At 75.0% G+C, this 9,667-nt stretch carries 8 protein-coding genes; 2 read left to right on the top strand and 6 right to left on the bottom strand.

Annotated features, from left to right (window positions below; genetic code table 11):
• Positions 1-51 precede the first annotated feature (51 nt).
• Together CR938_RS12965 and hrpB are read right to left on the bottom strand one after the other, a co-directional pair.
• On the bottom strand, positions 52-414 hold the full coding sequence (locus CR938_RS12965) for a hypothetical protein (protein ID WP_162125404.1): 363 nt from the start codon (positions 412-414) through the stop codon (positions 52-54).
• Positions 415-596: 182 nt separating this feature from the next.
• A complete protein-coding gene (gene hrpB / locus CR938_RS12960) occupies positions 597-3,092 on the bottom strand; it encodes an ATP-dependent helicase HrpB (protein ID WP_162125403.1) in 2,496 nt (831 codons plus the stop codon).
• Between the two features lie 99 nt (positions 3,093-3,191).
• On the opposite strand from hrpB, the gene CR938_RS12955 reads away from it, so the two are divergent.
• A complete protein-coding gene (locus CR938_RS12955) occupies positions 3,192-3,482 on the top strand; it encodes a hypothetical protein (protein ID WP_028914272.1) in 291 nt (96 codons plus the stop codon).
• Positions 3,483-3,511: 29 nt separating this feature from the next.
• On the top strand, positions 3,512-4,315 hold the full coding sequence (locus CR938_RS12950; protein ID WP_162125402.1) for a TatD family hydrolase: 804 nt from the start codon (positions 3,512-3,514) through the stop codon (positions 4,313-4,315).
• Between the two features lie 13 nt (positions 4,316-4,328).
• Here the strand turns inward: CR938_RS12950 and CR938_RS12945 are convergent, their stop codons facing one another.
• From CR938_RS12945 to CR938_RS12930, 4 genes are all read right to left on the bottom strand, one after another.
• Complete coding sequence (locus tag CR938_RS12945; protein WP_162125401.1) at positions 4,329-5,357, bottom strand: hypothetical protein; 1,029 nt, start codon at positions 5,355-5,357, stop codon at positions 4,329-4,331.
• A 27-nt stretch (positions 5,358-5,384) separates the two neighbouring features.
• Entirely contained in the window at positions 5,385-5,909 is a 525-nt protein-coding gene (locus CR938_RS12940) for a hypothetical protein (RefSeq protein ID WP_028914275.1), read from the bottom strand.
• Positions 5,906-6,610 carry a hypothetical protein gene (locus CR938_RS12935; protein ID WP_162125400.1) on the bottom strand — a complete coding sequence of 235 codons (705 nt, stop codon included), beginning with the start codon at positions 6,608-6,610 and terminating at the stop codon, positions 5,906-5,908. The genes CR938_RS12940 and CR938_RS12935 overlap by 4 nt, the downstream gene beginning before the upstream one ends.
• 95 nt (positions 6,611-6,705) lie before the next feature.
• The gene (locus CR938_RS12930; RefSeq protein WP_162125399.1) at positions 6,706-9,531 is read right to left on the bottom strand and encodes a serine/threonine-protein kinase; all 2,826 of its coding nucleotides are present in this window, start codon (positions 9,529-9,531) and stop codon (positions 6,706-6,708) included.
• Positions 9,532-9,667 lie beyond the last annotated feature (136 nt).

Genomic DNA, 9,667 nt, shown 5'->3' with positions numbered 1-9,667 from the left:
CGGCCGGCGTGGCCGGCGGCGCGCAGCCGGCCACGCCGGCCGCGCGGCTGATCAGACCTCGGCGCCCTCGGCGGCGCGGGCACGCTCGTCCAGGGCCTCGCGGCCGAGGTGGCGGGCCTGGCCCTCGATCGCGGCCTGGCGCGCCTGCTGGCGGCGCTTGCGGTACAGCAGGTAGGTGAGCACGCCGGCACCGACCACGGCCGCGGCGGCGGCCACCGCCACCGGATGCCGGCGCACGGTGTTGCCGGCCACGCGCACGCCGGTGCGGGCGGCACCGAGGGCCGCACCGGCCTTGATCCACTGGCCGGCCCCGGCGCCGGCACCGCGCAGGTTGGAACCGGCATGGCGCAGCCCGGCACCGGCCTGCTCGGCCAGCTCCAGCGCGCGGTCGGTGATGATGGTCAGCTTGCTCATGGGATTCCCCTTGCAGGAAGTGGCGGGCCGCCAGTGTCGGCGGCAGCAGGTAGACGATACGTCAGCGTCGTGACGGCGCCGCATCGCCGGCACGACGGCCGATGGCGGCCGTTCAGCGTGCCCCGCGGCCGGCATCCCTTCGGCGCGTGCCGCGCCTCACCGCCGCCACGGCGACGGCGGCCTCACGTCCCCCGCGGCTTGGCGCGATGGGTGGCCGTGGCGGTCCAGGGGTCATCGGGCCAGGGATGCTTCGGATACCGCCCCTTCATCTCCCTCCTGACCTCCGGATAGGTGCGGTCCCAGAAGCCACGCAGGTCCCGGGTCACCTGCAGCGGCTTGCCGCCGGGGGAGAGCAGGTGCAGCAGCAGCGGCACGCGGCCGTCGGCGATGCGCGGGGTGTCGGCCAGGCCGAACAGCTCCTGCAGCTTGACCGCCAGTACCGGCGGACGCGGCGTGCCGTCGGCCTCCAGGGCGTACTCGATGCGCCGCTCCAGGCCCGAGGGCACGGCGATGCGCGCCGGTGCCAGGCGCTCGACCTGCTGGCGCAGGCCCCAGTCCAGCGGCGACTTCAGCGCCTCGCCCAGCTCCTGCTCGCTCAGCGCGTCCAGCCGGGTCTTGCCGGCGAAGGCCGGGCGCAGCCAGCTGTCCAGGCTGGCCAGCAGGGCGGCGTCGGACAGGTCGGGCAGGCCCAGCTCCGGCATCCACGCGCGCAGGCACACCACCCGCGCCTGCCACTGGCGCAGGCCCTCGGTCCACGGCAGCGCCTCCAGGCCCAGCTCGCGCACCGCATTGGTCAGCGCCTGCGCGGCCTGGGCCGGATCCACCCGGCCGGCCGGGCGGCTGTCCAGCACGATGCGGTCGAAGCGCGACTCGCGCCGGGCCACCAGGGCGCGGCGTTCAGCGTCCCAGACCGCGCCCTCCTCCTCGACGAAGCGCCCGGGGAAGTCGGCGCGCAGGCGCGCCTCGTCCACCGGCGCGGCGCGCAGCAGCAGGGCGTCGCCGCGCGCCTCGAAGCGCAGCTCGGTGGCCACCAGCCAGGGCTCGCCGCGCAGGGCACTGTCCTCGAACAGGCGCGCCATGCGGCCGTTGGCCAGCTGGTAGCGCAGCGGATCGGCCGGATGGCGGGCGGCGATGCGGTCGGGGAAGGCATGGGCCAGCAGGTCGCCCAGCAGGTGCGCCTCGATCTCCGCAGGGGGTGGCGCGTCGCAGCGCAGGCGCCGGCGCCACTGCCGCGCGGCCGCGTCGATGGCCGCCAGCGCCGAGCGGCTGGCATCGGCGGGCATGCGCCCGCCGCGGAAGGCGGCCAGCGCGCGCCAGCGTTCGGCCAGGGCGTCGCTGCGGCCGCGCAGCGGGTCGCGCGCCTCCAGCAGCGCGGCCAGGTCCGCGGCCAGGGCCTGTTCGTACGGATCGCGCGCGGCCAGCAGCATCGCCGCCAGGCGCGGATGGGTGCCCAGCGCCAGCATGCGCCGGCCCAGGGCTGTGACCGTGCCGCCCTCCAGCGCGCCCAGGCGTTGCAGCAGCTCGCGTGCCGCGGCCAGGGCGCCGGGCGGGGGCGGGTCCACGAAGCGCAGCTGGTCGCTGCCCCAGGCCGCCAGCTCCAGCGCCAGTCCGGCCAGCTCCACCTGCGCCATCTCCGGTCGGCGCTGCGCCTCCAGGCGCTGCGATTCCGGCCACAGCCGCCAGGCCCAGCCTTCGGCCACGCGCCCGGCGCGGCCGGCGCGCTGGTCGGCCGAGGCCTGGGAGATGGGCACCACGTCCAGGCGCGAGAAGCCACTGTTGGGATCGAAGCGCGGTTCGCGTGCCAAGCCGGAGTCGATCACCACGCGCACGCCGGGCAGGGTCACCGAGGACTCGGCCACGTTGGTGGCCAGCACCACGCGACGGGTACCGTCCGGTGCCGGCTGCAGCACGCGCGACTGCTGCTCCACCGGCAGCTCGCCGTGCAGGGCCAGCACTTCCACGTCGCCCGCCAGGGCCGCCGCTTCCAGCGCCGCGGCGACCCGGGCGATCTCGCGCTGGCCGGGCAGGAACACCAGCACATCGCCCGGGTAGCCGGCCAGGGCCTGTTCCACCGCGCGCCGGGTCTGCACCTCCAGCGCCTCGTCACGGCGCGCCGGGAAATGGCTGACCTCCACCGGGAAGGAGCGGCCCTCGCTGGACAGGCGCGGCGCGTCGAGGAACCGCGCCAGGCGCTCGCCGTCCAGGGTCGCGGACATGACCACGATGCGCAGGTCCTCGCGCAGCTGGCCCTGCACGTCCAGGGCCAGGGCCAGGGCCAGGTCGGCGGACAGGTGGCGCTCGTGGAACTCGTCGAACACCACCGCACCCACGCCTTCCAGCAGCGGGTCGTCCTGGATCATGCGGGTGAGGATGCCCTCGGTGACCACCTCGATGCGGGTGGCGGCCGAGACGCGGTTCTCGAAGCGGATGCGGTAGCCGACGGTCTGCCCGACCTCCTGGCCCAGTTGCCGGGCCATGAACGTGGCCGCGCTGCGCGCGGCCACGCGGCGCGGCTCCAGCATCACGATCCTGCGCCCCTCCAGCCAGGGCGCATCGAGCAGCGCCAGCGGCACCTGGGTGGTCTTGCCGGCCCCGGGCGGGGCCTCCAGCACCAGCCGCGAATGGGCTGACAGGCTGTCCCGGATCGCGGGCAGCAGGGGTGTGATGGGAAAGGACATGGAGCGGCAGGATGCGCGGGCGTGCTGGCGCCCTGCGTACGCGCGAGGGTTCACGAAACAGGAAAAGTATTATCGGCCGGTTTGCCGGCGGATACCTGCATGTCCAGTCCCACGTCGGCCCGCCCGGCGCAGAGGTCGAGGCGCTGCCTGCCGGACCTGGCCGGGCGCGGGGCGATCATCGCCCTGCGGCTGGCGGGCAAGCCGGTGGACTTGGCCACCGCCGTGGCCACCCGCGGCGCGGTCAAGCGCGCCATGCCCGGGGGCGACGACACCAGCGCCACCGTGCCGGGGCTGGAGGACCGGAGCCGGCCCTGCCATGGCCGGACCGGCCCGGGCCACGGCGTGCCCGCAAGCCAGGCCCGTGCCGGGGCCTTTCCGCCGCGCGGGTAGAATGCGTGCTTTCCCGGACCGCACGCTCCATGGAACTGATCGACATCGGTGCCAACCTGACCCACGACAGCTTCGACCGCGCCCGCGAGGCGGTGCTGCAGCGCGCGCGCGCGGCCGGAGTGGTGCAGATGGTGGTCCCCGGCGCCAGCCGCGAGCATTCGCCCAGGGCCCTGGAACTGGCCCGCGCCCACCCGGGCGTGCTGTACGCCACCGCCGGCGTGCATCCGCACCACGCCACCGAGTACACCGCCGAGTGCGACGCGGAGCTGCGCGAGCTGCACCGGCACCCGGAGGTGGTGGCGGTGGGCGAGTGCGGCCTGGACTACTTCCGCGACTTTTCCCCGCGCCCGGCCCAGCGCAAGGCCTTCGAGCGCCAGCTGGAAATCGCCGCCGACCTGGCCGCCGCCGGCGATCCCAAGCCGCTGTTCCTGCACCAGCGCGACGCGCACGAGGACTTCATGGCGATCATGCGCCAGTTCGAGGGCCGCATCGGCCCGGCGGTGGTGCACTGCTTCACCGGCACCCGCGAGGAGCTGTTCGACTACCTGGACCGCGACTGGTACATCGGCATCACCGGCTGGCTGTGCGACGAACGCCGCGGCCGGCACCTGCGCGAGTTCGTGAAGGAGATCCCGGACCACCGCCTGATGGTGGAGACCGACGCGCCCTACCTGCTGCCGCGCACCCTGGACCCGATGCCCAGGGACCGCCGCAACGAGCCGATGTACCTGCCGCACATCGTGCAGGAGCTGGCCCGCGACCGCGGCCAGTCCATGGAGGCCGTCGCGGTGGCGACCACCGCGACGGCGCGGTCCTTCTTCCGTCTTCCCTGACGGCCTGCCCCGCTCAGCGGCGCAGCTCCGGGTTCAGCGTGAGGTAGGTGACGGTCCAGCGCAGCGGATCGTCGCGGTTGTTGTCCTGGAAGGCGAACACGCGCTTGCCGCGCTCGTCCGCGTTCACCGCCAGGGTCAGCAGGTGGTGGTCGGAGTTGTCGAAGGTGAACTCGAAGCCCTGCAGGGCGTGCACGGGCGTGGGCGGGGTGATCGCGCCCAGGTCGCCGGTGCCGCCGGCCAGCGTGCCTTCCTGCTGCACCAGTGCCCGCGGGATCCAGGCGTACTGCACGGTCACGCGGTAGGCGCGGTAGCGGCCCACCATCTGCGGAATGTTGCGTGCCGCCACCCGGGCCAGGTCGGCATGGGCCAACTCCACCAGGCCGGGCAGCGGCACGCCGGCGGCGGCCGAGGCCCCGGCCGCGCCCAGGGTGCGCTCCAGGCCGCGGAAGTCCAGGCCCTGGTCGTCGGTCAGCGAGACCTCGGCGATGTTCAGCGCCCCGTCCAGCTTGACACTGATGTTGCGCAGGTTGGCGTCGGTGCCGTCGGCGCGCCGGAACTCGAAGCCGCGCAGCACCAGCACGTGTCCTTCCGGGCGCGGCGTGGGCAGCTCGATGCGGAACTTGCCACCGCCCACCGCACTGACCTCGCCGGCGATGCCGCGGGTGAAGGTGGTCCAGCCGGCCCTGGCGCGGAACGGGTCGTCGCCGTTGCGGTCGGCGTAGGCGAAGCGGGTGAAGCGGCCGTCGGCCAGCACGCCGATGTGGCGCAGCTTGTGGTCGCCGTTGTTGAACGACAGCAGGAAGCCGTTGAGTGCGGCCACCTGCGGCAGCGCCGGCTGGTTGGCGCCGTTGCCACTGCCGGTGATGCCGTTGACCGTGCTGGCCGACTCCGACCAGGTGCCGGCGTCGGCCTGCGCCTTCAGCGCCTTCTGCACCTGCGCCGGTATGCGCACCTGCGCCAGCAGCGAGGCGCTGGCCAGCAGCGCGCCCAGGCACAGGGCGCCACGGGACAGGGTCCGGACGGGCACATCGCGTAGCTTCATCACGTTCCTCCTTGCGGTGACGGAAGGTCAGGGCAGACGCCGGTAGCGCTGCACGACCGGGGTGGCGTTGCGGACCGCCATGCGCGTCTGGAGCCCGTCGCTGCTGCAGGCGTACTGCAGGCGCTGCGGCTGCGCCGCCCCCCGGGGCATGGGCACTTCGATGGTCCGCCCGGCCGGGCCCTGGATGCGCATGGTCCCGTCCATGGATCCGGCCGTCGGCTGCAGGACCAGGGTGGTGCCCTCCGTGCTCCAGGTGCCGCGGGCCTGGAAGCGCAGGTCGCGGACCTCGGCCTGCGCCTGCGTGGCGGCGACCTGGGCCTGGCCGCTGCCGCCGGCCACGTAGGTGCCGTCGGCGAGGAACTCCAGCGTGCCCTGCTGCGCAGCCTGCACCTGCAGGCCGGGGGCGTTGCGCTGCATCCACTCGCCGGCGGCGTTGCCCACCGGCTCCCAGCGGCCCACCAGGCATGGGTCGGCGGCTGCGGCCGGCAGCGCCGCGGCCAGGGCCAGCAGCGGCAGGACCGGGTTCGGGATGGGGCGGCGCGTCGGTGTCATGAGGCATCTCCGGCAGGTTCGGGCGGGGCGGGCGGCGCATGCAGCCGGTACACCCGGCGGCAGCGCGCGGTGTCGAAATCGGCGATGCCGTCCGCTGCCACGCGCAGGTGACCAAGCACCCGCACCGGCACGCCCGGCATGTCCAGCAGCATGTGGTGGGCGTCCTGGTTGCCCAGCTCGTCGTCGAACACGATCACGTGCTCGCCCTCGGCCGTGGCCACGGCCAGGCCCATGTGCTCGGGACGGGTGGCGGCATGGACCAGCACGCCCTCGCGCGCCTGCGCCGGCGGCTCGTCCTGCCGCGCCGGCGCCGCGCCGCCCTCGGGTGCGAGGATCGCCAGCAGCTCGCGCCGCGGCGGCGGCAGCGCCAGGCCGGCGATGCGCTGGCTGTCGGACTGCCAGCCCTGCAGCTCCGCCAGGCGTTCGCGCAGCAGCGCCACCCGGCCGGCGGTGCCGGCGCAGGTGGTCAGGCGGCGGGCGAACGCGGCACGGTCCTCGGTCCAGCAGGCCTGCAGGTCCGCCTGGTCCGTGCCCAGCAGCCAGGCCACCGCCGCCTCGTACTGCGCCAGCGCGGCCTGCAGGTCCGCCTCCTGGTCCGGTCCGGCCGCACCGCGCGGTTCGGCGCCACAGGCGGCCAGCGCCAGGGCCAGCAGCAGCGCCGTGCGCAGGGTGCCGGCCCGTTCGGCCGCAGTTGCCGCCATGCCCGCCGTCATCGCGCTCCCTCCCCGGCGGCCACCCCCGTGGCGGCCGCTTCTGTCCGGACATACGCAACGGCGCGGCAGAAAGTGCCAGCCGCTCAGCCGCCGCCGGCCAGCGCCTGGCGCAGGCGCAGGCGGGCGATCCCCGGCAGCGGCCGCTCCAGCCGCTCGCGCGCCTGCGCGCGCAGCGCCGCGCAGTCCCCGGTGCCGGTGCGGCAGGCGGCCTCGACCAGGAAGGCGAAGGCCTCGTTCTCCAGGCGTGGGTTGGGCTGCGGGCGGTCCTGCAGCAACGCCACGCTGGCCCGCAGGGTGGCCACCGCCTCCTCGCCGCGCCCCACGGCCAGCAGACTGCGCGCGCGCCAGGCGTCGACGTAGGCGATGGCGGTGCGGTCGCCGCCCTGCTGCTCGCGCGCGTGGCGTTCGTACATCTCCAGGGTGCGCTCGTACTGGCGCAGGGCCTGCTCGTGCTGGCCCAGCGCGGCATGGGTGCGCGCCACGTTGCCCAGGCGCGCGGCCACCTGCGGGTGTCCGGCGCCGAACACCCGTTCCAGCACCTCCAGCGAGCGGTACTGCAGGGGCAGGGCGCGTGCGGCCTGGCCCTGCTCGCGCAGGGCGTCGGCGTAGTTGCCCTCGGCGATGGCCGTGCCGGCCTCGCTCCGCACCAGGCGGTAGATGCGCACGCCCTCGGCATAGGCCGCGGCGGCTTCGGCGAAGCGGCCCTCGGTGAACAGCAGGGTGCCACGCTCGGTCTGGCCCAGGGCACTGTCCGGATGGTCCTCGCCGTAGACTTCGCGCAGCTGGTCCAGATATTCGCTGTTCAGGGCCAGGGCGCGCTCCACCTCGCCGCTGCCGGCCAGCAGGCGCGAGAGCATGTACAGGGCCGGCAGCGCGTCGCGGGTGGGCCGCTCGTAGATGCGCCGCTGCGCCTGGACCACCTGTTCCAGCAGGGCCAGGCCGCGCGCCGGGTCGCCGGTCTCGGCGTAGACCAGGCCCAGGCGGCTGGCCACCACCAGGGTGTCGGCATGCTCCGGGCCCCACAGGCGACGGCGCGTCTCCAGCGCGCGCTCCAGGTGGGGCAGGGCGTCCTTCGGCCGGCTGGTGCGCTGGTAGAAGGCGCCGGCGTTGGCCCACAGGGCGGCGCAGGCCTCTTCCGGCGCGGCCGGTGCATCGCACACGGCCATGGCCTCGGCCAGGCGCGCCTCGGCCTGCGGGTAGCGGTCCAGCTCGGCCAGGATGGCCAGCAGGGCGTTGAGCGCGCGCACCCGCGCCTGGCCGTGCGGCGCCAGCCGCGCCAGCACCGGCAGGGCCTGCTCCAGGCGGCGCAGCACTTCCTCCGGCTGGCGCGGGCTGAGATAGGCGCGCACCGAGCCGGACTTGGCCAGGGCCTCGGCGGTGGCCTCCGATTCGTCGCCGAACAGCTGCCGGCGGCGCCGCAGGGCGCTGTCGAACAGGTCCGCGGCGCGTCCATACTCGCCCAGCTCCTCGGCCAGCAGGCCCAGGCGCATCTCCACGCTGGCCAGCACCTGCGGGCGGTCGGCCAGTTCGCGGCGGGCGCGGGCGGTGGCCTCGGCCAGCACGCGGGTGCGGTCGATGTGGCGCGTGTCCTCGGTGCCCGGGGCCAGCATCTCCAGCAGGCTTTCCAGGTAGGCCAGCTGCGCCTGCGATTCCTCGGCCAGGGCGTTGGCGCGGGCGGCCTCGGCGCGGGCCTTGCGCATCTGCCATACGGTGCCGGCCACGCCGCCGGCCAGCAGCAGCAGCAGCACGGCGCCGGCGGCGACCTGCCAGCGGTTGCGCGAGGCGAACTTGCGCAGGCGGTAGCGCAGGCTGGGCGGATGGGCACGGATCGGCCGGCGCTGCAGCCAGCGGCGCAGGTCCTCGGCGAAGGCGGCGATGCCCGGATAGCGGTCCTCCGGCGTCCCGGCCAGGGCCTTGAGCAGGATGGTGTCCAGGTCGCCGCGCAGCCGCGCCACCGCCTGCCGCTGCGCCGGGTCCGGGCGCTCGCCGGCACGCTGGCGCAGCAGCTTCGACGGGGCAATGACCTCGCCGGCGGGCGCGGCCTGGCGCGGGGCCAGGCCGGTCAGCAGGCGGTACAGCAGGGCCGCCGCGCCGTACACGTCCATGGCCGTGGCCGGCGGCATGCCGGTGAACTGCTCCGGGGCGGCGTACTCGGGCGTGAGCGCATGCAGCGCGGTGCGGGTGGCCGCCTCATCCCCGTCCAGGGTGCGGGCGATGCCGAAATCGAGCACGCGCACATGGCCGTCGGCATCCACCAGCACGTTGGACGGCTTGATGTCGCGGTGCACGACCAGGTTGCGGTGGCTGTAGTCCAGCGCCTCGCACACCTGCAGCAGCAGGCGCACGCGCGCGGGCACGTCCAGCCTGTGGCGCGCGCACCAGCGGTCGATCGGCTCGCCCTCCACCAGCTGCATGGCCAGCCACGGGGTGCCGTCGGCACTGACGCCGGCGTCGTACAGCGCCGCGATGTACGGATGGCGCAGGCGCAGCAGCGCCTGCTGCTCGCGCAGGAAGCGCTCGCGGCCGTCGCGGGCCAGGCTGCCCAGGGTCAGCACCTTGACCGCGGCCAGCTGGCCCTCGGCACCGTCCTCGGCGCGGGCGCGGTAGACCACGGCCATGCCGCCACGGCCGATCTCCTCCTCCAGACGCCAGCGGCCCAGGCGCTGACCGGCCAGGGCCGCCGCCGGGGGCGGCAGGCCCGGCGGCGGCTGGTCCAGCGGCCCGGAAGACCGCGCGTGCGCCGCCAGCAGGCGGCGCACGCGCTCACGCAGGGCCGGATCGTCGGTCAGCTCCAGCAGGCGGGATTGGCGGGTGTGCTCCGGTTCGTCGAGCAGCCGGTCGAACAGCGCGTCGGCGCGCCGCCACAGCTCGCGTTCCGGCCCGTCCAGGATCCCGCCCGGGAACCGCATCGCCGCCTCCTAGCAGCTTGTTGAAATTCTCCCGCGCCAGAGCTTGCTTTCAAGCCCTCTGTTTGCGATATCGACCTCAGCCATAGTGGAGGGCGTGGGATGCGCGGTGCAGACGTCACTCAGGAATCGTTGTTCA

This window comes from Pseudoxanthomonas taiwanensis (genome assembly GCF_010093135.1).
Classification (GTDB): domain Bacteria; phylum Pseudomonadota; class Gammaproteobacteria; order Xanthomonadales; family Xanthomonadaceae; genus Pseudoxanthomonas; species Pseudoxanthomonas taiwanensis.
Note: the sequence above shows the minus strand (reverse complement) of the source record. Positions and strands in the feature narration are given on the sequence as shown.

Excerpts from the sequence above, each read along its gene's own strand:
- CR938_RS12950 (WP_162125402.1), top strand. The coding sequence starts at position 3,512 with ATGGAACTGATCGACATCGGTGCCAACCTGACCCACGACAGCTTCGAC.
- CR938_RS12940 (WP_028914275.1), bottom strand. The coding sequence starts at position 5,909 with ATGACACCGACGCGCCGCCCCATCCCGAACCCGGTCCTGCCGCTGCTG.
- hrpB (WP_162125403.1), bottom strand. The coding sequence starts at position 3,092 with ATGTCCTTTCCCATCACACCCCTGCTGCCCGCGATCCGGGACAGCCTG.
- CR938_RS12955 (WP_028914272.1), top strand. The coding sequence starts at position 3,192 with ATGTCCAGTCCCACGTCGGCCCGCCCGGCGCAGAGGTCGAGGCGCTGC.
- CR938_RS12965 (WP_162125404.1), bottom strand. The coding sequence starts at position 414 with ATGAGCAAGCTGACCATCATCACCGACCGCGCGCTGGAGCTGGCCGAG.
- CR938_RS12930 (WP_162125399.1), bottom strand. The coding sequence starts at position 9,531 with ATGCGGTTCCCGGGCGGGATCCTGGACGGGCCGGAACGCGAGCTGTGG.
- CR938_RS12945 (WP_162125401.1), bottom strand. The coding sequence starts at position 5,357 with ATGAAGCTACGCGATGTGCCCGTCCGGACCCTGTCCCGTGGCGCCCTG.
- CR938_RS12935 (WP_162125400.1), bottom strand. The coding sequence starts at position 6,610 with ATGGCGGCAACTGCGGCCGAACGGGCCGGCACCCTGCGCACGGCGCTG.